Source organism: Pseudomonas sp. MPDS (assembly GCF_013283895.1).
GTDB classification, from domain to species: Bacteria; Pseudomonadota; Gammaproteobacteria; order Pseudomonadales; family Pseudomonadaceae; genus Aquipseudomonas; species Aquipseudomonas rhizophila.
The window spans coordinates 2,302,171-2,325,536 of the sequence record NZ_CP054128.1; the positions used below are offsets into that span (position 1 = coordinate 2,302,171).

Sequence of the window (23,366 nt, forward strand, 5' to 3'; positions counted from 1 at the left end):
GATATGGAAAAGAAATGAACCGAAAGACCCTGCAAGACAAGTCCCAGATGCTGATGTTGATTCTGGTCACCATCGCTTTCATCTGGATCCTCCTGCCGTTTTATGGCGCCGTGTTCTGGGCAGTGATCCTGGGGATCGTCTTTGCCCCGATGCAGCGCCGCCTGCAACTGAAACTCGGCTGGCAGCGCAACCTCACTTCGTTGCTTACATTGAGTATTTGCGTGGTGATCGCGATCTTGCCGGTGATCGTCATCAGTACGTTGCTGGTCCAGGAAGGGGCGGCGTTGTACAAGAGCCTGGAAAGCGGAGAGTTGGACATTGCCGATTACCTGGCCCGCTTCCGGGATGCCTTGCCGCCTTACTTCCAGAACCTGCTCGACCGTTTTGGCCTGGGTAACCTGAACGGGCTGCGAGAGCGGATCGTCAAAGGCGCGATGCAAGGCAGCGAATTTTTCGCCACCCAGGCGTTCAGCTTCGGCCAGGGCACGTTTCAGTTCCTGGTGAGCTTCTTCGTCATGATTTACCTGTTGTTCTTTTTCCTGCGTGACGGTCCTGAGCTGGTGCGCAAGGTCCGTACCGCCGTTCCCCTGGCGGAGTACCAGAAACGTCGCCTGCAGTTGAAGTTCAACCGTGTGGTGCGAGCGACCGTGAAGGGAAACCTGCTGGTGGCCATCACCCAAGGGGCGTTGGGTGGGCTGATTTTCTGGATCCTGGGGATTCCCACGGTATTGCTCTGGGCGGTGCTGATGGCCTTTCTGTCGCTGTTGCCGGCGGTGGGCGCGGGCCTGGTCTGGGCGCCGGTGGCAGTGTATTTCCTGCTCTCCGGGGCCATCTGGCAGGGCGTGGTATTGACCCTGTTCGGGATATTCGTCATTGGCCTGGTGGACAATTTCCTGCGCCCCATCCTGGTGGGCAAGGATACGAAGATGCCCGACTACATGGTGCTGGTCTCGACGTTGGGCGGGCTGGCGGTGTTCGGGCTGAACGGATTTGTGATCGGCCCGCTGATCGCCGCGCTGTTCATGTCGTGTTGGGCGCTGTTCGTCGAAAGCAAGCCGCGGGTGCGGTTGCCCTAGGCCGTCAGCAGATAAGGGCCGATGCGTTGTGACAGGGCTTGGGCGGCGGGCAGAGAAGTCAGCGGACCGCTGATGGTGACGCCGTCCTGCACCAGATACCAGCAGGCCAACAGACCACGCTCCCTGAGCGGGGCGGGCACGGCGCTGCCAATGACAGACATGATTTGAACCTTGGGCATGGGAACCTCCATCAATCGATGGAGTTACCTTACGACTCAGCAGGGGGGAGGAAAAATCAACCGCTTCAATAGTAGGAATCGATGCTGCTCAATCGACGACCAGATCGAGCATGTGCACCACTTCCTGCTCGTTGAGCAAGCCCTTGCGCACCAGGTGTTGCGTCAGCAGCGAAAGGAATTTGGCGCTGCGATGGCCTTCCAGGTGCTTGAGTTCAGTCAGTGCGGTGTACACCTTGCTGGAGGTACACAGATCATTGTTGCGGTGCGGGTGTTGCGTGGGCATGTCTTCGTCCTTGTTGTTATGGAGATGTTTGTTGGCGGACAACGCCAGTTTGCGACGTCCTCATGACGTGCACGTGACGGTCGGGCCTGGCAAATTCAAGCAGGATTCAGACCATGATGCCTGTTCGGGCCTGACTGATTGTTCCGCCAGCGACATCGGCAGGCCTTTTCAATCAATCAGCCCTTTCTTTCGCCCACAAAAAAGCCCCTGAATCTTTCAATTCAGGGGCTTGATTTGTTGCTGTCTGGCTCCACGACCTGGACTCGAACCAGGGACCCAGTGATTAACAGTCACTTGCTCTACCAACTGAGCTATCGCGGAATGACGCGTATGTTACTGATTGGAAAAGAGAAGTCAAGCTTCTCTTGCCGGCCGGCACATTCCTCAGGTCCGTTGGCGATTAATCGGCGATTGGCGGTTACCGCAACGGCAGGAGAGGGCTACCATGGTCCCCCGGAAGTGGCTGGACGCGCTGCCGGCCATTCGCCAAACAAAGGTTTGCGCCATGAATCATCTGTTACCGCTTCACACAGACAGCCACACTGAGGTGCGCCTATGAGCACTGCCCAGATCAGCTTGCCCAAGGGCGTGGGACCGCACGCCGAGAAACTCTACGATGCCATCACCCAGGCCAGCACCGCTGACGAACTGAACCGTGCCGGTGGCAAGGCCGAGGGTTTTGTCCTGGGGCTGGAAAGCACCAAGGCCATCAAGAGCCAGATTGCCGAGTCGTTGTATGTGATCTACGACGATGCGGCGAGTCAGCGGGCGACGGAGCTGTAATTTGACGAGTTGATTTTGTTGTGAGGGAGCAAGCTCCCTCGCCACGGGGTCAGAGTGCACGCAAAAAAAGGGAAGCCTTGGCTTCCCTTTTTTCATTCCGGCGGCCTTCAGATCACCTGAACAATCGCCTTGGTCACTGCATCGATGTTGTTCTGGTTCAGCGCGGCCACGCAGATGCGGCCGGTGTCCAGGGCATAGATGCCGAACTCGTTGCGCAGGCGCGTCACCTGTTCAACGGTCAGGCCGGAGTAGGAAAACATCCCGCGCTGGCGTGCGACGAAGCTGAAATCCCGCTGCGGAGCGGCTTTAGCCAGCATGTCCACCATCTGGTTGCGCATGCCGCGAATCCGCAGACGCATTTCGGCCAGTTCTGCTTCCCATTGGGCCCGCAGTTCCGGGCTGTTGAGCACGGCTGCGACAATGCTGGCGCCGTGGGTCGGCGGGTTGGAGTAGTTGGTGCGGATCACGCGCTTGACCTGGGACAGTACCCGGGCACTTTCCTCTTTCGATTCGCTGACGATCGACAGGGCGCCAACGCGCTCGCCGTACAGCGAGAACGATTTGGAGAACGAGCTGGACGCAAAAAAAGTCAGGCCCGACTCGGCGAGCAGGCGCACGGCGGCGGCGTCTTCGTCGATACCGTCGCCAAAGCCCTGATAAGCCATGTCCAAAAATGGAACGTGGTTCTTGGCCTTGACCACGTCCAGTACGTTTTTCCAGTCTTGCGGGCTCAGGTCCACGCCGGTGGGGTTATGGCAGCAGGCGTGCAGCACGACGATCGAGCGGTCGGGCAGGGCGTTGAGGTCTTCCAGCAGGCCGCTGCGGTTCACGTCATGGGTAGCGGCGTCGTAGTAGCGGTAGTTCTGCACCGGGAAACCGGCAGTTTCGAACAGCGCGCGGTGGTTTTCCCAGCTTGGATCGCTGATGGCCACGACGGCGTCAGGCAGCAGCTGCTTGAGGAAGTCGGCGCCGATCTTCAGTGCGCCAGTGCCGCCCACGGCCTGGGTGGTGATGACGCGGCCGGAGGCGATCAACGGCGAGTCCTTGCCGAACAGCAGGGTCTGGACCGCCTGGTCGTAGGCGGCAATGCCGTCGATCGGCAGGTAACCACGGGAAACGTGTTGGGCCACGCGGATCGTCTCGGCTTCGACAACGGCGCGCAGAAGTGGAATGCGCCCCTCCTCGTTGCAGTAAACACCCACGCCCAAGTTGACCTTATTGGTACGGGTGTCGGCGTTGAATGCTTCGTTGAGGCCCAGGATGGGGTCGCGTGGTGCCAATTCGACAGCGGAAAACAGGCTCATTATTGCGCGGCTCTGAATGGAGTGTGAGGGGACGTGTAGCGCTCCAGCCGAATGCACTAGAGCGGTGCACAAACGGGGAGCTAGTATAGAGGCCATCACCGGGCGCGGCGACAGGCGATTCGGTTTTTAAGGCAAGTATTTTCGTTTTTTTTCGACCGTTAGTCCCCTGGCGGCGTCAAAGACTTCAAGGCGTGTAGGACGTTCGTCTTGAAAGCGAAGGCATTCACCTCCACATTGTATGCATCCCAGTTTTTTCCTCGGGCGACATCAGTCGTTTCGGTCTTTCTTGTTCCTGTTGGCTGGCCGACAGGGGTGAACCCAGAGGTTATGTTATGTCTGAATTCCAGCTAGTCACCCGATTCCAGCCCGCCGGCGACCAGCCGGAAGCCATTCGCCAGATGGTCGAAGGCATCGAGGCCGGACTGGCGCACCAGACGCTGCTCGGTGTGACAGGCTCGGGCAAGACTTTCAGCATCGCCAACGTGATTGCCCAGGTGCAGCGCCCGACCTTGGTGCTGGCACCGAACAAGACCCTGGCGGCGCAGCTGTATGGCGAGTTCAAGGCGTTTTTCCCCAATAACGCGGTGGAGTACTTCGTCTCCTATTACGACTACTACCAACCCGAGGCCTACGTACCGTCTTCGGACACCTTCATCGAGAAGGATGCTTCGATCAACGATCACATCGAACAGATGCGGCTCTCGGCGACCAAGGCATTGCTCGAACGCAAGGACGCGATCATCGTCACCACGGTGTCGTGCATCTATGGTCTGGGTAGCCCGGAAACGTATCTGAAGATGGTCTTGCACGTTGATCGCGGCGACAAGCTCGACCAGCGAGCCTTGCTGCGCCGCCTGGCGGACCTGCAATACACCCGCAACGACATGGATTTCGCCCGGGCAACGTTCCGGGTCCGTGGCGACGTGATCGACATCTACCCGGCGGAATCGGACCTGGAGGCGATCCGCATCGAGCTGTTCGATGACGAAGTAGAGAGTCTTTCGGCGTTCGATCCGCTGACCGGCGAGGTGATCCGCAAGCTGCCGCGCTTCACCTTCTACCCCAAGAGCCACTACGTTACGCCCCGGGAAACCCTGCTGGGCGCTATCGAGGGGATCAAGGTTGAATTGCAGGAGCGCCTGGAATACTTGCGGTCGAACAACAAACTGGTGGAAGCCCAGCGGCTGGAGCAGCGGACCCGATTCGACCTGGAGATGATCCTGGAGCTGGGTTACTGCAACGGCATCGAAAACTACTCGCGCTACCTGTCGGGTCGCCCGGCGGGCGCGCCACCGCCTACGTTGTATGACTATCTGCCGGCCGATGCCTTGCTGGTGATCGACGAATCCCACGTCAGCGTGCCCCAGGTCGGCGCCATGTACAAAGGCGACCGGTCCCGCAAGGAAACCCTGGTGGAATACGGCTTCCGTCTGCCTTCGGCCCTGGATAACCGGCCGATGCGTTTTGACGAATGGGAAAGTGTGAGTCCGCAGACGATTTTCGTCTCCGCCACCCCCGGCAACTACGAGGCCGAGCATGCCGGCCGGGTGGTCGAGCAGGTGGTGCGACCCACCGGGCTGGTCGATCCGCAGGTTGAAGTGCGCCCGGCGCTGACTCAGGTCGATGATCTGCTCTCGGAAATCTCCAAGCGTGTGGCAGTGGAGGAGCGGGTGCTGGTCACCACGCTGACCAAGCGCATGGCCGAAGACCTGACTGATTATCTGGCCGACCACGGTGTGCGGGTGCGCTACCTGCACTCGGACATCGACACGGTGGAGCGGGTCGAGATCATCCGCGACCTGCGCCTGGGTACGTTCGACGTGTTGGTGGGGATCAACCTGCTGCGCGAAGGCCTGGACATGCCGGAGGTGTCACTGGTGGCGATCCTGGACGCCGACAAGGAAGGTTTCCTGCGCTCCGAGCGTTCGTTGATCCAGACCATCGGTCGGGCGGCGCGTAACCTCAACGGCCGGGCGATTCTTTATGCCGATCGCATCACCGGTTCCATGGAGCGGGCCATCGGCGAGACCGAGCGTCGTCGCGATAAACAGATTGCCTTCAACCTGGCCAACGGCATCACGCCGAAAGGGGTGTTCAAGGACGTCGCCGACATCATGGAAGGCGCCACTGTGCCCGGCTCGCGCAGCAAGAAGCGCAAGGGCATGGCCAAGGCCGCCGAAGAGAGCGCCCGTTACGAAGCCGAACTGCGCTCGCCGAGCGAAATCAGCAAACGTATCCGTCAGTTGGAAGAAAAAATGTACCAGCTGGCCCGGGACCTGGAGTTCGAAGCGGCTGCGCAGTTGCGTGACGAGATTGGCAAGCTGCGCGAGCGGTTGCTGACTGTCTGAGGTTGTGTGGCCACTGTAATGGCCTTATCGCGAGCAGGCTCGCTCCCACAATGGACCGCGTCCAGTCCGGACAACTTGGTTCCCTGTGTGAGCGAGCCTGCTCGCGATTGAAGGTGCCTCGGTCTGACAGGTGCCACACAAATCCCCCTCTCACTGGAGCCCGCCCACCATCGCCTGTTACCATTCGCCCCCTGTTTCATCTTCGCTTTTATATTCTTTCCGAGACATGCCATGACCACCGTCCGCACCCGCATCGCGCCTTCGCCCACTGGCGATCCCCATGTCGGCACCGCTTACATCGCTTTGTTCAACTATTGCTTTGCCAAGCAGCACGGCGGTGAGTTCATCCTGCGGATCGAGGACACTGACCAGCTGCGTTCGACCCGCGAGTCCGAACAGCAGATCTTCGACGCCCTGCGCTGGCTGGGCATCGACTGGAGCGAAGGTCCGGACGTTGGCGGCCCGCACGGTCCTTACCGCCAGAGCGAGCGCGGTGACATCTATCAGCAGTACTGCCAGCAACTGGTAGACATGGGTCACGCCTTCCCGTGCTTCTGCACCGCCGAAGAGCTGGACCAGATGCGCGCCGAGCAGATCGCTCGCGGCGAGACCCCACGCTACGACGGCCGCGCGCTGCTGCTGTCCAAGGAAGAAGTCACCCGTCGCCTGGCCGCCGGTGAGCCCCATGTGATCCGCATGAAGGTGCCGACCGAAGGCGTCTGTGTGGTGCCGGACATGCTGCGCGGCGATGTCGAGATCCCGTGGGATCGCATGGACATGCAAGTGCTGATGAAGACCGACGGCCTGCCGACGTATTTCCTGGCGAACGTGGTCGACGATCACCTGATGGGCATCACCCACGTCCTGCGCGGTGAAGAGTGGCTGCCGTCGGCGCCGAAACTGATCCTGCTCTACGAATACTTCGGCTGGGAACAACCGCAGCTGTGCTACATGCCGCTGCTGCGTAACCCGGACAAGAGCAAGCTGTCCAAGCGCAAGAACCCAACGTCGGTGACCTTCTACGAACGCATGGGCTTCATGCCTGAGGCGATGCTCAACTACCTGGGGCGCATGGGCTGGTCGATGCCGGACGAGCGCGAGAAGTTCTCGCTGCAGGAAATGGTCGAGCACTTCGACCTGTCGCGGGTGTCGCTGGGTGGTCCGATCTTCGATGTCGAGAAACTCTCCTGGCTCAACGGTCAGTGGTTGCGTGACCTGCCGGTGGAGGAGTTTGCTGCGCGTGTACAGAAGTGGGCATTCAACCCTGAGTACATGATGAAAATCGCTCCCCATGTGCAGGGCAGGGTGGAGACGTTCAGCCAGATCGCACCCCTGGCCGGCTTCTTCTTTGCCGGCGGCGTGACCCCGGATGCGAAGCTGTTCGAGTCCAAGAAGCTTTCCGGTGATCAGGTGCGCCAATTGATGCAACTGATCCTGTGGAAGCTCGAAAGTCTGCGTCAGTGGGAAAAGGACAGCATCACCGCGACCATCCAGGCCGTGGTCGAATCGCTGGAGCTGAAACTGCGTGATGCCATGCCGCTGATGTTCGCCGCCATTACTGGCCAGGCCAGCTCGGTGTCGGTGCTCGATGCCATGGAGATCCTTGGCCCGGACCTGACCCGTTTCCGTCTGCGCCAGGCCATCGATCTGCTCGGTGGTGTGTCGAAGAAGGAGAACAAGGAGTGGGAAAAACTGCTGGGCGCGATTGCCTGAGTGCTCGATGAGGCAGGACATACCCCGGTTTTCCGGGGTTTGTCGGTAAGTGATTGTTATCCCGGCAAAAAACTTTCAAATTTGTTGAAAATAAATTTGACAGCCCTCGGATACGCCCTTAAGATTCGCCCCGTCCTCAGCGATGAGGGGCTATAGCTCAGCTGGGAGAGCGCTTGCATGGCATGCAAGAGGTCGACGGTTCGATCCCGTCTAGCTCCACCAATTTACACTTCAAGGCCTGGCCACACCGGTCTTGAAGCGATCAACACTCAGCGTTGATCAGTTGTATAGAAGGGTTTGCGTCCCCTTCGTCTAGTGGCCTAGGACACCGCCCTTTCACGGCGGTAACAGGGGTTCGAGTCCCCTAGGGGACGCCAGTTTTACAGAAGCGATGTTGCAAGATGTCGCTCCGCCGCGAGGCGAAAAATCCGGGGCTATAGCTCAGCTGGGAGAGCGCTTGCATGGCATGCAAGAGGTCGACGGTTCGATCCCGTCTAGCTCCACCAATTACAGGTTCAAGGTTTGGCCACACCGACCTTGAATCGATCAGTTCTCAGCGCTGATCAAGTTAGAAGGTTTGTGTCCCCTTCGTCTAGTGGCCTAGGACACCGCCCTTTCACGGCGGTAACAGGGGTTCGAGTCCCCTAGGGGACGCCACGATTACCCGCTCTGCGGGATTTTATAAGGGTCATTCAATTCTTGAATGGCCCTTTTGTTTGTCTGGCGTTCGGCCAATCTTCAATTCCTTTAACGATGCTTCTGACCAGCGGTCAAAATTTCCGCTTGCGGAAAATTATTACATGGATAATATTTCAGTCGTAATATTCGGAGGTAACGATGAGCGATAAAAAAGCGCAAACCCGCGAACGCATACTCAAGGCCGCCAGTGCTGCGCTGATTCAGCGGGGTCCGGCCGAGCCGAGTGTCGGCGAAGTGATGGGCGCCGCCGGGCTGACAGTGGGCGGCTTCTATGCCCACTTCGAAAGCAAGGATGCCTTGATGCTCGAGGCATTCAAGCAACTGCTCAGCCAGCGTCGTGGCTTGATCGCTGACATGGATGCCGAGCTGAGCGGTGAGGAGCGGCGAACCCTGGCAGCCGCGTTCTACCTGTCGCGCAAGCACCGTGATACCACCGATCTGGCCTGCCCGATCCCGGCATCGGTCGGCGAGCTCGGGCGGCTGCCGGATGAGTTTCGTGAGGTGCTCAATGAGCATATTGAGCTGATGGTTGCGCAGTTGGCGGCCAGCCCGGAAGACGCCGACAAGGCCTTGGCTGACATTGCCCTGATGGTCGGCGGCCTGGCCTTGGCGCGAGCGTTGGGCCCGGGAGAGTTATCGGATCGGTTGCTGCGCGCTGCCAAGTCGGCGGTGCGATGAGCTAAGGCGCAAGCCCTGGAGATGAGCGATGAACAGGTTTAGCTGGATTCGTGGCGTCAATGGCACGCTGGGATGGGTGGCTCCGGGCCTGGTGGCGAAGAAGATGCGATCGCTGTTCATGCGTCCCCGGGACTTGCCGCCAAGGGATTGGGAGCTGCCATTGCTGGCGACCTCCGAGCGCATCACCTTACGCTTCGGTCTGTCCGCCTTGCGTTGGGGCAAAGGTCCGACCGTCTTGTTGATGCATGGCTGGGAAGGGCGACCCACGCAATTTGCCGCGCTGATCACGGCGCTGGTAGGTGCCGGCTACACGGTGGTGGCGTTGGACGGCCCGGCCCATGGCCGCTCACCTGGGCGCGAGGCCAATGTCCTGCTGTTTGCCAGGGCCATGCTCGAAGCCGCGGCGGAGTTACCACCTCTGCAAGCCGTGGTTGGGCATTCCATGGGTGGTGCCAGTGCCATGCTCGCGGTTCAGCTGGGGTTGCGGACCGAGACTCTGGTCAGCATTGCGGCGCCTGCGCGCATTCTTGGCGTGCTGCGTGGGTTCGCCCGGATGATGGGGCTGCCGCCCAAGGCGCGATCGGCCTTCATTCGCCAAGTGGAAAACGATGTGGGCATGCCGGCTTCGAGGATGGATGTCGCCCATTACCAACTGGACGTGCCCGGGCTGATTGTCCATGCCGAGGACGACACCTTCGTTTCGGTCAAGGAATCGCAACTGATTCACGAAGCCTGGTTCGACAGCCGCTTGCTGCGCTTGCCGCAGGGCGGCCACCAGCGGGTGCTGGCCGATCCTCGCGTCATTGATGGCGTGTTATCCCTGCTGGCCGGGCGCAGTCTGCAAGCACGGCAATCGGCTTGATCTGTGGGAGCAAGGCTTGGCCGCGATGGCGGTCAAGCTCGGATCCGTTACACTGGCCCCCACCAAATTCGACTGGGAGAGGGGCATGGGCTGGGATCGGGCAACGCCGTTCATTATTGATCTTCAAGTAAATGCTGAAGACATCGACGGGCTGGGCCACGCCAATAACGCGGTATACGTCACCTGGCTTGAGCGCTGTGCCTGGCGCCATTCCCAGCGCCTGGGGCTGGATCTGGTGGAGTATCGGCGGCTGGACCGGGCCATGGCGGTTGTGCGTCATGAGATCGATTACCTGGCGGCGGCCTACGAAGGTGACGAGTTGCAACTGGCTACCTGGATCGTCGACTGGGATCAGCGATTGAAGATGAATCGGCATTTCCAGCTGATTCGCCCCAGCGACAACACCACGTTATTGCGGGCCCAGACCACATTTGTCTGCATTGAACTGTCCACCGGCAGGCCCAAGCGCATGCCGCCGGAGTTCATCGAGGGTTATGGTCCTGCGCTGATGACATCCGGCATTCTCATAGACTGACCCAGCGCTATCGCGAGCAAGCTCGCTCCCACAGGGATCTGTGGTGGATGCAGAATCTGTGAACACGCGGGATCCAGTGTGGGAGCCGAGCTTGCTCGCGATGACGGCCGCACATTCGGTATCAATGCAAGCTGACCCAGCGCTATCACGAGCAAGCTCAACTCCCACAGGGGATTGGTGGTGAATTCCGATGTTGTGGGCAAAATCCGGTAAACTGCCGCACGTTTTTCGTTGAGTGTGTTTTTCCATGCAAATTGCCCTGGCGCCCATGGAGGGGTTGGTTGACAACATCCTGCGGGACGTTCTGACCCGTGTTGGCGGTATCGACTGGTGCGTGACCGAGTTCATTCGCATCAATGACCGTCTGCTCACACCGGCCTATTTCCACAAGCTTGCCCCTGAGCTGCTGACCGGTGCCCGGACCGCTGCCGGCGTACCGCTGCGGGTGCAATTGCTGGGTTCCGATCCGGTGTGCCTGGCGGAGAACGCCGCATTGGCCTGCGAGCTGGGTTCGCAGGTTATCGACCTGAACTTCGGCTGTCCGGCCAAGACTGTGAATAAATCACGGGGTGGGGCGGTGTTGCTCAAAGAGCCGGAGCTGCTCAACGAAATTGTCGAGCACGTGCGCCGCGCGGTGCCCAGGCACATTCCCGTTACCGCCAAGATGCGCCTGGGTTTCGACAGCCCGGATGGGGCGTTGGTCTGTGCCACGGCATTGGCCGAAGGTGGCGCGGCGCACATTGTGGTGCATGCGCGGACCAAGACCGACGGCTATAAACCACCGGCCCACTGGGAGTGGATCCCACGGGTTCAGGATGTGGTCAAGGTCCCGGTATTCGCCAACGGCGATATCTGGAGCGTTGAAGACTGGCGCCGGTGCCGCGAGATCAGTGGTGTGGAAGACATCATGCTCGGTCGCGGCCTCGTTTCCCGTCCTGATCTGGCCCGGCAGATCGCTGCGGCCAGGGCCGGTGAAGAGGTGATCGAGCTGTCCTGGGCCGAATTGCAACCGATGCTCCAGGACTTCTGGGTGCAGGTGGTCGAGCAATTGACCCCACGCCAGGCGCCCGGCCGGTTGAAGCAGTGGCTGGCGATGCTGACTCGCAATTATCCCGAAGCGGTGGAGCTGTTTACCGCCCTGCGCCGGGAAACCGACTTGGACGCGGTAGGCCATTTGCTCGGCGTGCAGCGCACCGAAGCGGCCTGAAAAAAATTTCAAAACAACCTCTTGAAAAGTTTTTGGCGGTCCCTAGATAGGGATTACGCGATGCCGAATTCGGGTCGCGGAGACAAAAAACCTTGCTGAACTTTTCAGGAGATTTGAATCATGAGTACTGCATTTTCCCTGGCCCCTCTGTTCCGTTCCTCGGTGGGCTTCGACCGTTTCAACGACCTGTTCGAAACCGCCTTGCGCAACGAACCGGGCAGTAGCTATCCACCCTACAACGTGGAAAAACATGGCGATGACGAGTATCGCATCGTGGTTGCCGCCGCCGGGTTCCAGGAAGACGACCTGGACCTGCAAGTGGAAAAAGGTGTGCTGACCATCAGCGGTGGTAAGCGCGAAGCGAGCAACGACAGCGTGACCTACCTGCACCAGGGTATCGCCCAGCGTGCGTTCAAGCTGTCCTTCCGGTTGGCCGATCATATCGAGATCAAATCCGCCGGCCTGAGCAACGGTCTGTTGAGCATCGACCTGTTGCGAGTGATCCCGGAAGAGGCGAAAGCCAAGCGCATCCCGATCAACGGGGCGCAGCAACAACCCGCGCTGCAAAACTGATGCATCGCAACTAATGAAGAAGGGCGCCATTGGCGCCCTTTTTCATTTGTGGAGCCCTCATTGCGGGCTCCTTTGTCAGGGCAACAGTCGCTCAAACGCGTCTAGCGGCAACGGCCGACTGTGCAGGTAGCCCTGGTACAAATGGCAACCCAGCCCCTGCAGGAAACTCAGTTGTTCCGGGGTTTCGACACCTTCGGCGATCACCTCCAGCTCAAGGCTGCGGGCCATGGCGACGATGGCGCGGATGATTTCGGTATCGTTGGGGTCGCTGGTGGCGTCGCGCACGAATGACTGATCGATTTTCAAGGTATCCACCGGCAGACGTTTGAGGTAGGTCAGCGACGAATAACCTGTCCCGAAATCGTCCATGGCGAAGCTCACTCCCAATTTTTTCAGGCGACGCATCTTGGCGATGGTGTCGTCCAGGTTCTGGATCACGATGCCCTCGGTGATTTCCAGCTTGAGCATGGCGTAAGGCAGGCCATAGGTGGCGAGGCAGCTTTCGATGCGCTCGACGAAGTCGCTCTGGCGGAACTGCCGTGGGCTGATATTCACGCACAGGCTGAATTGCAGCGGATCGATCTTGCCCTTGGCGATCAGTTGTTTGAAGCCGTTGCAGGCTTCATCGAGAATCCAGGTGCCAACTTCCAGGATCAGCCCGCTGTCCTCCAGCACTTTGATGAATTCATTCGGTGATTGGGCGCCCAATTCGGGGTGATGCCAGCGCACCAGCGTTTCGGCGCCGATGATGCGGTTGTCCCGGGCGTCGACCTGAGGTTGGAAATGTACGCTGAACTCTCCGCGAGCCAAGGCCTGGCGCAGGTCGGTTTCCATGCGCAGCCGTTCGCTGGCGGCTTTTTGCATGGTGGTGTGGAACATCTGCGAGGTGTTGCGCCCCGAATCCTTGGCGCGGTACAGCGCAATGTCGGCGCGCTTGAGCAGGTCGGTGGGGGTAGAGCCATGGTCGGGAATCAGCGCCATGCCGATGCTCGGCGTGACCTGCAACCGTTGGCCATCGAGAAACATCGGCTCCGACAGTAATTCGCGCAGAGTGTCGGCCAGGTTCTGTACCTGTTGGCTGACTGCGCTGCGGGTGCCTTCCAAGCCGCTGAGCAGCACCACGAATTCGTCGCCGCCCAGCCTCGCCACGGTGTCTTCCAGGCGCACGCTGGCTTCCAGGCGTGCGGTGATGATTTTCAGCACCGTGTCGCCCACTGGGTGGCCCAGTGAGTCGTTGATGTGCTTGAAGTGGTCCAGGTCCAGAAACAGCAGGGCGCCCCGCAGGTTATGGCGCTTGAGCAAGGCGATCTGCTGGCTCAGCCGATCCATCAGCAAGGCGCGGTTGGGCAGGTTGGTCAGCGGATCGTGATAGGCCAGGTGGCGGATCTGTGCTTCGGCATTGCGCAACAGGCTCACGTCCCGGGCGGTCAGCAGCAGGCAGGCCGTCTCATTGAGCATGATCGGTTCGACCGAGACCTCCACCGTGAGGATCTCTCCGCGTTTATTGCGCCCGAGCATTTCCTGGTGATGCACCCGGCCCTTGAGCTCCAGTTCGGCCAGCAATGCCATGCGTTGTTTTTCTTCGGCCCAGATACCGACCTCGTAGACCGTATGCCCGATCACTTCGTCGGCGCGGTAGCCGGTCAGGCGGCAGAAGCCATCATTGACTTCGAGGTAGCGGCCGCTGTCGCGTTCGGTGATGGTGATCGCGTCAGGGCTGGAATGGAAAGCCTTGGCGAATTTCTCCTCGCTGGCCTTGAGGGCCGCCTCGGAGCGCTGCTGCTGGGAGATATCCCGCAGGGTGGTGACGATGCAGGGCTGGTTGCCGACGTTGATCTGGCGACTGGAAATCACGCATGTCAGCGGCTGGCCGTTTTTATGGTGGACGACGACGGCCACGTTGTTCAGGGAGCGCTCGCGTATCACCCTTTCGATGCGTTGCAGGCTGCTCCCCGAGGCATCCCACAGGCCGATTTCGTCGGCGCTCAGGCCGATCACGTCGGTGGCTGACCAGCCGAAGGTCTGGGTGAAGCTGGAATTGATTTCGAGGAACCGGCCACTGTCCTGATGGGTTACGCAGATCGGGTCGGGGCTGACCTGGAACAGGGTGGCGAATTTTTCTTCCGACGCCGCCAGGCTCTGTTCGCGTTCTACCTGGTCAGTGATGTCCAGCAAGGTACCGGCCATGCGCAGCGGGCTGCCGTCGTCATTACGATAGAGACGTGCGCGGCTTTCCAGGTATCGAGCGCTGCCGTCCGGCATTTGTACGCGGTAGGTCAGTTGATAATTCCCCGCCGGGCCTTCCCGCAAGCTGCGGTAGGCGTTGCGCATGTTGTTGCGCTCGTCATCGGGCACCCCTTCGAAAAACGCATCGAACGACTCGTGGAACGGCTTGGGCTCCAGGCCATGCAACTGCGCCGCCCGGGCCGAGCCGTAGAGCATGCCACTGGGGATATGCCAGTCCCAGGTGCCCAGTTGCGCCGAATCGAGGGCCAGATCGAGGCGTTCCTGGCTGTCCTTGAGGGCCTGTTCGGCGAGTTTGCGTTCGGTGGTATCGAGGAAGGTGCTCAGCAGATAAGGCTGGCCTTCCAGCTCGACCTTCTGGGCGCTGAGCAGGCCGCTGTGGATCTGACCATTGCTGGCCTGCAGTTCCACCTCCATGCTCGCCATTTCGCCGTTGGCCTTGATGATCTCCACCAGTTTTGCCCGCTGTCCGGGGTCGACCCATAGGCCCAGTTCCAGCGTCGTGCGGCCGATGATGTCGTGCAGCGGCCAGCCAAACAGACTTTCGAAATACTGGTTGGCCTCGATGATCAGCCCGTCTTCCTGGCGGGTCAGCAGCACCATATTCGGACATAGGTGAAAGAGCGTGGCGAAGCGTTTTTCCGAGTTGCGCAGTGCCTGCTCCCGTTCGCGCTGGTGCGTGATCTCCCGGATTACTCCGATCATCCGCGGGCGGCCGTGTTTGTCGGGTAATACGCTGCCGTTGATTTCCAGCCAGTGCAGGCTGCCGTCGGGCCAGACGATGCGATGGTGCATGGCCTGTTCCAGCGGCGCACCGGCCACCGCCGCATGAAAGGCGCGGATGGCCTTTGCTCGGTCTTGGGGGAGCAACAGGTCCAGATAGTCCACATCCGCCGGCAATGGCTGGCGCGGATCGAAGCCGAACAGCGCCTGGGTGCCCCGTGACCAACTGATCCGCCCGGTATCAATGTCCCACGACCAGGCTCCCAGGCGCGCGCCGTTCAGGGCGGCCAGCAACTGTGGGGCACTGTCCCAGCTTTGCTCGGACCGTTTCGGGTCTAGCGCCTGAATGCGCGGCAGGGGCGGGAATTGGTCAGCGGATTTGGGCATTATCTCGCGAGCCTTGGGCAATTTGGGGCGTTGGGCGCAGGCGTTTCGGCTCTATAGGAGTAGCACAACCTATGCCCTTTTCCCTGGCAGATCGATTTGTGCGTCCAGTAAGGACATGAAAGCCCGTGCAGCATTCGACAGCGTCCGTTCGGTGTGCAAGATATAGCCTAGCTGGCGACTGAGCTGTATGCCCGGCAAAGGAATGCGTGCCACCTGTTCATCGAGCATGGTGCGCGGCAGGACGCTCCAGGCCAGGCCGATGGAGACCATCATTTTTATGGTTTCCAGATAATTCGTGCTCATGGCGATGTTCGGCGTCAGGCCCTGGGCTTCGAACAGGCGTTGAACAATGTGGTGGGTAAAGGTATTGCCGCCGGGGAAAACCGCCGGATGCAAGGCGATGTCTGCCAGGCTGACCGGGCCGTTGTCCAACAGCGCGTGTTCCGGCGCCACCACGAAATCCAGGGGGTCGTCCCACACCGGCGTGGCGCGTACCAGCGTGTGCGGTTCCGGGGCCAGGGTGATGACCGCCAGCTCCGCCCGGCCGTGGAGAATTTCTTCGTAGGCCACTTCCGAATCGAGGAACTGAATATCCAGCGCCACCTCAGGGTAGCGTCGGGTGAACTCCCTCAATAGAGGTGGCAGCCGATGCAGGCCGATATGGTGGCTGGTGGCGAGCGTCAGGCGTCCGGTCACTTCGCCGGTCAGGTTGGTCAGGGCGCGGCGGGTGTCATCCAGCACGTTCAGAATCTGATAGGCCCGTGGCAGAAGGGCTCGGCCAGCCTCGGTCAGGCCGACTTCTCGACCGAGCCGATCGAACAGACGCACTTTGAGCTGTTGCTCCAGCCCGGCGATACGCTTGCTGATGGCCGGCTGGGTCAGGTGCAGGCGTTCACCGGCGCCGGAGAAACTGCCGGTCTCGGCGATGGCGATAAAGGCGTTAAGGCTGGCGAGGTCCATGGTCGTCCTGGTCGAATTCCAAATGGTTATGCAAAGCATGAAAAATATGAATTTGAGTTATTTAATGTAGCCTCATAAGATCAGCCTCACAAGCCAAGGGGTTATTGATTCACCAAGACCCAGGGCATAGAAACAAGCTGATGAGGAACCGTCTGATGGCCGGCAAAACGCTCTACGACAAGCTCTGGGATTCGCATTTGGTCAAGCAGCGCGACGATGGTTCGGCGCTGATCTACATCGACCGTCACATCATCCACGAAGTGACTTCGCCGCAAGCCTTCGAAGGCCTGCGTCTGGCCGGGCGCAAGCCGTGGCGCATCGATGCCAATATCGCGACCCCGGACCACAACGTGCCGACCACACCGGAGCGCAAGGGCGGCATCGAAGCCATTGCCGATCAGGTGTCGCGCTTGCAGGTGCAGACCCTTGACGATAACTGTGACGAATACGGCATCGTTGAATTCAAGATGAATGACGTGCGCCAGGGTATCGTCCACGTCATTGGCCCGGAGCAGGGCGCGACCTTGCCCGGCATGACCGTGGTCTGCGGCGACTCCCACACCTCCACCCATGGTGCGTTTGGCGCCTTGGCCCACGGCATCGGCACCTCCGAGGTCGAGCACGTGCTCGCTACCCAGTGCCTGGTCGCCAAGAAAATGAAAAACATGCTGGTGCGCGTCGAGGGCAAGCTGCCGTTTGGCGTGACCGCCAAAGACATCGTCCTGGCCGTGATCGGCAAGATCGGCACTGCCGGTGGTAACGGCCACGCCATCGAGTTCGCCGGCAGCGCCATCCGCGATTTGTCCGTGGAAGGGCGCATGACCATCTGCAACATGTCCATCGAAGCCGGCGCTCGTGTCGGGCTGGTGGCCGCCGATGAAAAAACCGTGGAGTACGTCAAGGGCCGTCCGTTCGCCCCCAAGGGCGCCGAGTGGGACATGGCGGTGCAAGCCTGGAAAGACCTGGTTTCCGATGCCGACGCGAAGTTCGACACCGTGGTCGAACTCGACGCGACGCAAATCAAGCCGCAAGTCAGCTGGGGCACTTCCCCGGAAATGGTCCTGGCCGTGGACCAGAACGTGCCCGATCCTGCCCAGGAGATGGATCTGGTCAAGCGAGACTCCATCGTCCGCGCCCTGAAATACATGGGTTTGAGCGCCAACCAGGCGATCACCGACATTCAGTTGGACCGTGTGTTCATTGGCTCCTGCACCAACTCGCGGATCGAAGACCTGCGCGCAGCGGCGGTGATCGCCAAGGGCCGCAAAGTCGCCTCGACCATCAAGCAGGCCATTGTGGTGCCAGGCTCGGGCCTGGTGAAGGCCCAGGCGGAAGCCGAAGGTCTGGACAAGATTTTCCTCGAGGCCGGTTTCGAATGGCGTGAGCCTGGGTGCTCGATGTGCCTGGCGATGAACCCGGACCGTTTGGAGTCGGGCGAGCATTGCGCCTCCACCTCCAACCGTAACTTCGAAGGCCGTCAGGGCGCCGGTGGCCGTACGCATCTGGTCAGCCCGGCCATGGCCGCCGCCGCCGCCGTCAACGGCCGTTTCGTCGACGTCCGTGAATTGATCTGAAGGAGCGCAGCATGAAAGCTTTTACCCAGCACACTGGTCTTGTCGCGCCTCTGGATCGTGCCAACGTCGACACCGACCAGATCATCCCCAAGCAGTTTTTGAAGTCGATCAAGCGCACCGGTTTCGGCCCGAACCTGTTTGACGAGTGGCGCTACCTGGATGTGGGCCAGCCGTACCAGGACAACTCCAAGCGCCCGTTGAACAAGGATTTCGTCCTCAACGCCGAACGTTACCAAGGCGCCAGCGTGTTGCTGGCCCGCGAAAACTTCGGCTGCGGCTCCAGTCGCGAACACGCGCCATGGGCCCTTGAAGAGTACGGCTTTCGCAGCATCATTGCGCCGAGCTACGCCGACATCTTCTTCAACAACAGCTTCAAGAACGGCTTGTTGCCGATCATCCTGAGCGACGCTGAAGTCGATGAGTTGTTCCAGCAGGTCGAGGCCAACCCCGGCTATCAACTGCAGATCGACCTGGCGGCCCAGACCGTGACCCGTCCTGACGGCAAGGTGTTGCGTTTCGAGATCGATGCATTCCGTAAGCACTGCCTGCTCAACGGTCTGGACGACATCGGCCTGACCTTGCAGGACGGCGAGGCGATTGCCACGTTCGAGGCCAAGCACCGGGCGAGCCAGCCTTGGTTGTTTCGGGATGCTTGATCTTGTGTAAGGCGTGAAGATGCCATCGCGAGCAGGCTCGCTCCCACATTGGATTTGCGCGCTGACAAAATCCCTTGTGGGAGCGAGCCTGCTCGCGATGACGCCAGAACAGACCCAGCCAAAAGGAAGTCCCCATGACCAGCACCGCCCACAGTCAGGTCGTACAAAAGCAATTCGGTGAACAGGCTTCGGCCTATCTGAGCAGTGCTGTGCACGCCCAGGGCACTGAGTTCGCCCTGCTGCAGGCTGAGCTTGCCGGGCGCGGCGAGGCCCGTGTGCTGGACCTGGGCTGCGGCGCTGGGCACGTGAGTTTCCATGTGGCGCCGCTGGCCGGTGAAGTGGTGGCCTACGACCTGTCCCAGCCAATGCTTGACGTTGTAGCTACGGCGGCAGCGGATCGTGGCCTGAGTAACATCACCACGGTGTGCGGCGCCGCCGAACGCCTGCCGTTCGCTGACGCTGAGTTCGACTTCGTGTTCAGCCGCTATTCGGCGCATCATTGGAGCGACCTGGGCTTGGCGCTGCGGGAAGTGCGCCGGGTGCTCAAGCCGGGTGGAGTGGCGGCGTTCATTGATGTCCTGTCACCCGGCATGCCGTTGTTGGACACGTACCTGCAAAGCGTTGAGGTGCTGCGTGACACCAGCCATGTTCGCGATTATTCGGCCGGCGAGTGGTTGCGCCAGGTCAGCGAGGCGGGGTTGCATACCCGCAGCACCACGCGCCAGCGTCTGCGCCTGGAGTACCAGTCGTGGGTCGAGCGCATGCGCACCCCCGAAGTGATGCGTGGGGCGATCCGTGAGCTGCAGCGATCGATGGGTGTTGAGGTGCGTGAATATTTTGAGATTGAGGCCGATGGTTCGTTCAGTACAGACGTACTGGTGCTGTGGGCCGAGCGATAGCACTTTTTCCGGCCAGTCCAAGCGCGGGCCGACAGAGCAAACGAGGAAAACATGAGCAAGCAGATTCTGATTCTCCCAGGCGACGGTATTGGCCCGGAAATCATGGCCGAAGCGGTCAAGGTCCTAGAGCTGGCGAACGACAAGTACGGCCTGGGCTTTGAACTCAGCCACGATGTGATCGGCGGCGCTGCGATCGACAAGCATGGCGTCCCCCTGGCCGATGAAACCCTGGATCGCGCGCGTGCCGCCGATGCCGTACTGCTGGGCGCCGTGGGCGGCCCGAAATGGGACAAGATCGAACGCGACATCCGTCCTGAGCGCGGCCTGCTGAAGATCCGTGCGCAACTGGGCCTGTTCGGCAATCTGCGTCCGGCAATCCTCTACCCGCAACTGGCCGACGCTTCGAGCCTGAAGCCGGAAATCGTTTCGGGCCTGGACATCCTCATCGTCCGTGAACTGACCGGCGGTATCTACTTCGGCGCCCCGCGTGGCACCCGTGAGCTGGATAATGGCGAGCGTCAGGCCTACGACACCTTGCCGTACAGCGAGAGCGAAATCCGCCGTATCGCCCGGGTCGGTTTTGATATGGCGCGGGTGCGCGGCAAAAAACTGTGCTCGGTGGACAAGGCCAACGTCCTGGCTTCCAGCCAACTGTGGCGCGAAGTGGTCGAGCAGGTGGCCAAGGATTACCCGGACATCGAACTGAGCCACATGTACGTCGATAACGCCGCCATGCAACTGGTGCGCGCGCCCAAGCAGTTCGACGTGATCGTCACCGACAATATGTTCGGTGACATCCTGTCCGATGAAGCCTCGATGCTCACCGGCTCCATCGGCATGCTGCCGTCGGCCTCCCTGGATGCCAACAACAAAGGCATGTACGAGCCATGCCACGGTTCGGCGCCGGACATTGCCGGGCAGGGCATTGCCAACCCGTTGGCAACCATCCTGTCGGTGTCGATGATGCTGCGCTACAGCTTCAGTCTCAATGACGCGGCTGATGCCATCGAGAAGGCGGTCAGTGTGGTATTGGATCAAGGTTTGCGCACGGGCGACATCTGGTCGACCGGTTGTACCAAAGTCGGTACGCAGCAAATGGGCGATGCAGTAGTCGCCGCGTTGCGTAATCTGTAATCTTTGCGGCCCACCGCTTCGACGGTGGCCCACTTTTGTATAGGTGTAGTTGCGATGAAACGTGTAGGTCTGATCGGTTGGCGCGGCATGGTCGGTTCCGTGCTCATGCAGCGAATGCTGGAAGAGCAGGATTTCGATCTCATTGAACCGGTGTTTTTCACCACCTCCAATGTCGGTGGCCAGGGCCCGTCCGTGGGCAAGGACACCGGTGCGCTCAAGGATGCCTACAGCATTGACGAGCTCAAGACTCTCGACGTGATCCTGACCTGTCAGGGTGGCGACTACACCAGCGAAGTCTTCCCAAAACTGCGTGAAGCCGGCTGGCAGGGTTACTGGATCGACGCCGCCTCCAGCCTGCGCATGCAGGACGACGCCGTGATCATTCTCGACCCGGTGAACCGCAAGGTCATCGACCAGCAACTGGACGCGGGCACCAAGAACTACATTGGCGGCAACTGCACCGTCAGCCTGATGCTGATGGGCCTGGGCGGCCTGTTCGAGGCCGGTCTGGTGGAGTGGATGAGTGCCATGACCTATCAGGCGGCCTCGGGAGCCGGCGCGCAGAACATGCGTGAACTGATCAAACAAATGGGTGCTACCCACGCCGCTGTCGCCGATGACCTGGCCAACCCGGCCAGCGCCATCCTGGACATCGATCGCAAGGTCGCCGAGGCGATGCGCAGCGATGCGTACCCGACCGAGAACTTCGGCGTGCCGTTGGCCGGCAGCCTGATCCCGTGGATCGACAAGGAACTGCCGAACGGCCAGAGCCGTGAAGAGTGGAAGGCCCAGGCCGAAACCAACAAGATCCTCGGTCGCTTCAAGAGCCCGATCCCGGTGGACGGCATCTGCGTGCGTATCGGTGCCATGCGCTGCCACAGCCAGGCGCTGACCATCAAGTTGAACAAAGACGTGCCGATCGCCGACATCGAAGGGCTGATCAGCCAGCACAACCCTTGGGTCAAGCTGGTGCCGAACAACCGCGAAATCAGCATGCAGGAGCTGAGCCCGACCAAGGTCACCGGCACCTTGAACGTACCAGTGGGTCGTCTGCGCAAGTTGAACATGGGCTCGCAATTCGTCGGTGCCTTCACCGTCGGCGACCAGTTGCTGTGGGGCGCGGCCGAACCGCTGCGTCGCATGCTGCGGATTCTGCTCGAGCGTTGATCGGTCACTGCTGTGAAAGAACCCGTGCCTTGTGAGAGGTGCGGGTTTTTTTATGGGAACGGTGTCGTCCGTGACATCGCCATCGCGAGCAGGCTCGCTCCCACGGTGGATCTTCAGTGGCCACATCACCTGTGGGAGCGAGCTTGCTCGCGATGGGGCCAGTACAACCACTGCAAACTCCCCTGCCAATTGCCTGCATACCCCCCACCCGGTAAAGTGCCGCTCCCCACGTTTTACCTGAGGTAGACCCATGAGCCAGTCCTTTGATATTGCCGTGATCGGCGCCACCGGTACTGTCGGCGAAACCCTTGTCCAGATTCTCGAAGAACGTGACTTCCCGATCGGCAACCTGCACCTGCTGGCCAGCAGCGAGTCGGCAGGAAGCTCGGTGATGTTTCGCGGCAAAAATGTGCGGGTGCGCGAAGTCGACGAATTTGATTTCGGCAAAGTCCAACTGGTGTTTTTTGCCGCCGGCCCGGCGGTGACCCTGAGCTTCGCCCCGCGTGCCACGGCGGCCGGTTGCGCGTTGATTGACCTGTCCGGCGCCCTGCCGCCTGAGCAGGCGCCGCAGATCGTGCCGGAAGCCAACGCCGGGCTGCTGGCGGGTCTGAGCAAGCCGTTTCAAGTCAGCAGTCCCAGTGCGTCGGCGACCGCGCTGGCCGTGGTGCTGGCGCCGCTGCGCCAATGCCTGGCGTTGCAGCGTATCAGCCTGACCGCCAGTCTCGCTGTGTCCGCTCAGGGCCGCGCCGCCGTCAGTGAGCTGGCCCGTCAGACTGCCGAGTTGCTCAATGCACGTCCCCTTGAGCCGAAATTTTTCGATCGGCAAATGGCGTTCAACCTGCTGGCTCAGGTGGGTACCCCGGACGAGCAGGGTCACACGCTGCTGGAAAAGCGTCTGGTGCGTGAATTGCGTCAGGTGCTGGAACAGCCTTCGTTAAAGATTTCCGTCACTTGCATTCAAGCCCCGGTGTTTTTTGGCGATAGCTTTAGCGTGACTGTGCAGGCAGCCAGCGCCGTCGACCTGGCGAAAGTCAACGCAGCCTTGGAGGCGGCACCCGGCATCGAGCTGGTGGAGGCGGGCGATTACCCGACCCCGGTGGGCGATGCGGTAGGGCAGGATGTAGTCTACGTTGGACGTGTGCGCGGGGGGATCGATGACCCGGCGGAACTAAATATGTGGCTGACGTCAGATAACGTACGCAAGGGCGCGGCGCTCAATGCTGTGCAAGTGGCTGAGTTGTTGATAAAAGACCTGCTGTAAAAGATACTTGGCAACAATTTGTCGAATGATTCTAGCTGGGCGCTATGCTTGGCCAGAGTGCTGAAGGCGAACCTCCCTCTCGGGGCTTTTCCCGAGCATGAGTGAAACGATCGCGCGCGCC

At 60.5% G+C, this 23,366-nt stretch carries 20 protein-coding genes and 5 tRNA genes; 19 read left to right on the forward strand and 6 right to left on the reverse strand.

Annotation, left to right across the window (positions count from 1 at the left end; translation table 11 throughout):
- Positions 1-14 precede the first annotated feature (14 nt).
- Positions 15-1,076: an AI-2E family transporter gene (locus HQ912_RS10100; protein ID WP_139049554.1), complete on the forward strand. Its 1,062-nt coding sequence runs from the start codon at positions 15-17 to the stop codon at positions 1,074-1,076.
- Here HQ912_RS10100 and HQ912_RS10105 read toward each other — a convergent pair.
- The 3 genes from HQ912_RS10105 to HQ912_RS10115 form a co-directional block, all read right to left on the reverse strand.
- The gene (locus tag HQ912_RS10105; RefSeq protein WP_047229260.1) at positions 1,073-1,255 is read right to left on the reverse strand and encodes a hypothetical protein; all 183 of its coding nucleotides are present in this window, start codon (positions 1,253-1,255) and stop codon (positions 1,073-1,075) included. The genes HQ912_RS10100 and HQ912_RS10105 overlap by 4 nt on opposite strands.
- A gap of 88 nt (positions 1,256-1,343) precedes the next feature.
- Positions 1,344-1,538 (reverse strand): hypothetical protein, encoded by a 195-nt coding sequence (locus tag HQ912_RS10110; protein ID WP_047229259.1) that lies wholly within the window; start codon positions 1,536-1,538, stop codon positions 1,344-1,346.
- A gap of 245 nt (positions 1,539-1,783) precedes the next feature.
- Positions 1,784-1,859, reverse strand: a tRNA-Asn gene (locus tag HQ912_RS10115).
- A 234-nt stretch (positions 1,860-2,093) separates the two neighbouring features.
- On the opposite strand from HQ912_RS10115, the gene HQ912_RS10120 reads away from it, so the two are divergent.
- Positions 2,094-2,321: a hypothetical protein gene (locus HQ912_RS10120; protein ID WP_047229257.1), complete on the forward strand. Its 228-nt coding sequence runs from the start codon at positions 2,094-2,096 to the stop codon at positions 2,319-2,321.
- A gap of 107 nt (positions 2,322-2,428) precedes the next feature.
- On the opposite strand, the gene HQ912_RS10125 is transcribed toward HQ912_RS10120, so the two are convergent.
- The gene (locus HQ912_RS10125; protein WP_173406742.1) at positions 2,429-3,625 is read right to left on the reverse strand and encodes an amino acid aminotransferase; all 1,197 of its coding nucleotides are present in this window, start codon (positions 3,623-3,625) and stop codon (positions 2,429-2,431) included.
- Positions 3,626-3,957: 332 nt separating this feature from the next.
- Between HQ912_RS10125 and uvrB the strand changes: the two genes are divergently transcribed.
- The 11 genes from uvrB to HQ912_RS10180 all read left to right on the forward strand — a co-directional run bounded on the left by uvrB (position 3,958) and on the right by HQ912_RS10180 (position 12,240).
- Complete coding sequence (gene uvrB, locus HQ912_RS10130; protein WP_047229255.1) at positions 3,958-5,973, forward strand: excinuclease ABC subunit UvrB; 2,016 nt, start codon at positions 3,958-3,960, stop codon at positions 5,971-5,973.
- A 231-nt stretch (positions 5,974-6,204) separates the two neighbouring features.
- Complete coding sequence (gene gltX, locus HQ912_RS10135; RefSeq protein WP_173406743.1) at positions 6,205-7,686, forward strand: glutamate--tRNA ligase; 1,482 nt, start codon at positions 6,205-6,207, stop codon at positions 7,684-7,686.
- A gap of 146 nt (positions 7,687-7,832) precedes the next feature.
- A tRNA-Ala gene (locus HQ912_RS10140) sits at positions 7,833-7,908 on the forward strand.
- 79 nt (positions 7,909-7,987) lie between these two features.
- Positions 7,988-8,063: transfer RNA gene (locus tag HQ912_RS10145), tRNA-Glu, on the forward strand.
- Positions 8,064-8,116: 53 nt separating this feature from the next.
- A tRNA-Ala gene (locus tag HQ912_RS10150) sits at positions 8,117-8,192 on the forward strand.
- Positions 8,193-8,267: 75 nt separating this feature from the next.
- Positions 8,268-8,343: transfer RNA gene (locus HQ912_RS10155), tRNA-Glu, on the forward strand.
- A gap of 180 nt (positions 8,344-8,523) precedes the next feature.
- A complete protein-coding gene (locus tag HQ912_RS10160) occupies positions 8,524-9,063 on the forward strand; it encodes a TetR/AcrR family transcriptional regulator (RefSeq protein WP_076383913.1) in 540 nt (179 codons plus the stop codon).
- Between the two features lie 28 nt (positions 9,064-9,091).
- Positions 9,092-9,925 carry an alpha/beta fold hydrolase gene (locus HQ912_RS10165; protein WP_047229252.1) on the forward strand — a complete coding sequence of 278 codons (834 nt, stop codon included), beginning with the start codon at positions 9,092-9,094 and terminating at the stop codon, positions 9,923-9,925.
- Positions 9,926-10,010: 85 nt separating this feature from the next.
- On the forward strand, positions 10,011-10,460 hold the full coding sequence (locus tag HQ912_RS10170) for an acyl-CoA thioesterase (RefSeq protein ID WP_047229251.1): 450 nt from the start codon (positions 10,011-10,013) through the stop codon (positions 10,458-10,460).
- A gap of 247 nt (positions 10,461-10,707) precedes the next feature.
- Positions 10,708-11,667, forward strand: coding sequence for a tRNA dihydrouridine synthase (locus tag HQ912_RS10175; protein WP_076383914.1), 960 nt, complete (start codon positions 10,708-10,710; stop codon positions 11,665-11,667).
- 120 nt (positions 11,668-11,787) lie between these two features.
- Entirely contained in the window at positions 11,788-12,240 is a 453-nt protein-coding gene (locus HQ912_RS10180; protein ID WP_047229249.1) for an Hsp20 family protein, read from the forward strand.
- Positions 12,241-12,315: 75 nt separating this feature from the next.
- Here the strand turns inward: HQ912_RS10180 and HQ912_RS10185 are convergent, their stop codons facing one another.
- Entirely contained in the window at positions 12,316-15,594 is a 3,279-nt protein-coding gene (locus HQ912_RS10185) for an EAL domain-containing protein (protein WP_047229248.1), read from the reverse strand.
- Between the two features lie 69 nt (positions 15,595-15,663).
- Positions 15,664-16,554 carry a LysR family transcriptional regulator gene (locus HQ912_RS10190; RefSeq protein ID WP_047229247.1) on the reverse strand — a complete coding sequence of 297 codons (891 nt, stop codon included), beginning with the start codon at positions 16,552-16,554 and terminating at the stop codon, positions 15,664-15,666.
- Positions 16,555-16,709: 155 nt separating this feature from the next.
- Between HQ912_RS10190 and leuC the strand changes: the two genes are divergently transcribed.
- The 6 genes from leuC (at position 16,710) to HQ912_RS10220 (ending at position 23,245) form a co-directional block, all read left to right on the forward strand.
- Complete coding sequence (gene leuC, locus HQ912_RS10195) at positions 16,710-18,128, forward strand: 3-isopropylmalate dehydratase large subunit (protein WP_139049559.1); 1,419 nt, start codon at positions 16,710-16,712, stop codon at positions 18,126-18,128.
- Between the two features lie 11 nt (positions 18,129-18,139).
- Positions 18,140-18,784, forward strand: a complete 645-nt coding sequence (gene leuD, locus HQ912_RS10200; RefSeq protein ID WP_047229245.1) for a 3-isopropylmalate dehydratase small subunit — start codon at positions 18,140-18,142, stop codon at positions 18,782-18,784.
- A 134-nt stretch (positions 18,785-18,918) separates the two neighbouring features.
- Positions 18,919-19,683 (forward strand): class I SAM-dependent methyltransferase, encoded by a 765-nt coding sequence (locus HQ912_RS10205; protein ID WP_076383916.1) that lies wholly within the window; start codon positions 18,919-18,921, stop codon positions 19,681-19,683.
- A 51-nt stretch (positions 19,684-19,734) separates the two neighbouring features.
- Positions 19,735-20,817, forward strand: a complete 1,083-nt coding sequence (gene leuB / locus HQ912_RS10210) for a 3-isopropylmalate dehydrogenase (protein WP_047229243.1) — start codon at positions 19,735-19,737, stop codon at positions 20,815-20,817.
- A 54-nt stretch (positions 20,818-20,871) separates the two neighbouring features.
- Entirely contained in the window at positions 20,872-21,984 is a 1,113-nt protein-coding gene (gene asd / locus HQ912_RS10215) for an aspartate-semialdehyde dehydrogenase (protein ID WP_047229242.1), read from the forward strand.
- Between the two features lie 250 nt (positions 21,985-22,234).
- Positions 22,235-23,245 carry an aspartate-semialdehyde dehydrogenase gene (locus HQ912_RS10220; RefSeq protein WP_047229241.1) on the forward strand — a complete coding sequence of 337 codons (1,011 nt, stop codon included), beginning with the start codon at positions 22,235-22,237 and terminating at the stop codon, positions 23,243-23,245.
- Positions 23,246-23,366: the final 121 nt, after the last annotated feature.

Excerpts from the sequence above, each read along its gene's own strand:
- HQ912_RS10100 (WP_139049554.1), top strand. The coding sequence starts at position 15 with ATGAACCGAAAGACCCTGCAAGACAAGTCCCAGATGCTGATGTTGATT.
- HQ912_RS10105 (WP_047229260.1), bottom strand. The coding sequence starts at position 1,255 with ATGCCCAAGGTTCAAATCATGTCTGTCATTGGCAGCGCCGTGCCCGCC.
- HQ912_RS10110 (WP_047229259.1), bottom strand. The coding sequence starts at position 1,538 with ATGCCCACGCAACACCCGCACCGCAACAATGATCTGTGTACCTCCAGC.
- HQ912_RS10120 (WP_047229257.1), top strand. The coding sequence starts at position 2,094 with ATGAGCACTGCCCAGATCAGCTTGCCCAAGGGCGTGGGACCGCACGCC.
- HQ912_RS10125 (WP_173406742.1), bottom strand. The coding sequence starts at position 3,625 with ATGAGCCTGTTTTCCGCTGTCGAATTGGCACCACGCGACCCCATCCTG.
- uvrB (WP_047229255.1), top strand. The coding sequence starts at position 3,958 with ATGTCTGAATTCCAGCTAGTCACCCGATTCCAGCCCGCCGGCGACCAG.
- gltX (WP_173406743.1), top strand. The coding sequence starts at position 6,205 with ATGACCACCGTCCGCACCCGCATCGCGCCTTCGCCCACTGGCGATCCC.
- HQ912_RS10160 (WP_076383913.1), top strand. The coding sequence starts at position 8,524 with ATGAGCGATAAAAAAGCGCAAACCCGCGAACGCATACTCAAGGCCGCC.
- HQ912_RS10165 (WP_047229252.1), top strand. The coding sequence starts at position 9,092 with ATGAACAGGTTTAGCTGGATTCGTGGCGTCAATGGCACGCTGGGATGG.
- HQ912_RS10170 (WP_047229251.1), top strand. The coding sequence starts at position 10,011 with ATGGGCTGGGATCGGGCAACGCCGTTCATTATTGATCTTCAAGTAAAT.
- HQ912_RS10175 (WP_076383914.1), top strand. The coding sequence starts at position 10,708 with ATGCAAATTGCCCTGGCGCCCATGGAGGGGTTGGTTGACAACATCCTG.
- HQ912_RS10180 (WP_047229249.1), top strand. The coding sequence starts at position 11,788 with ATGAGTACTGCATTTTCCCTGGCCCCTCTGTTCCGTTCCTCGGTGGGC.
- HQ912_RS10185 (WP_047229248.1), bottom strand. The coding sequence starts at position 15,594 with ATGCCCAAATCCGCTGACCAATTCCCGCCCCTGCCGCGCATTCAGGCG.
- HQ912_RS10190 (WP_047229247.1), bottom strand. The coding sequence starts at position 16,554 with ATGGACCTCGCCAGCCTTAACGCCTTTATCGCCATCGCCGAGACCGGC.
- leuC (WP_139049559.1), top strand. The coding sequence starts at position 16,710 with ATGGCCGGCAAAACGCTCTACGACAAGCTCTGGGATTCGCATTTGGTC.
- leuD (WP_047229245.1), top strand. The coding sequence starts at position 18,140 with ATGAAAGCTTTTACCCAGCACACTGGTCTTGTCGCGCCTCTGGATCGT.
- HQ912_RS10205 (WP_076383916.1), top strand. The coding sequence starts at position 18,919 with ATGACCAGCACCGCCCACAGTCAGGTCGTACAAAAGCAATTCGGTGAA.
- leuB (WP_047229243.1), top strand. The coding sequence starts at position 19,735 with ATGAGCAAGCAGATTCTGATTCTCCCAGGCGACGGTATTGGCCCGGAA.
- asd (WP_047229242.1), top strand. The coding sequence starts at position 20,872 with ATGAAACGTGTAGGTCTGATCGGTTGGCGCGGCATGGTCGGTTCCGTG.
- HQ912_RS10220 (WP_047229241.1), top strand. The coding sequence starts at position 22,235 with ATGAGCCAGTCCTTTGATATTGCCGTGATCGGCGCCACCGGTACTGTC.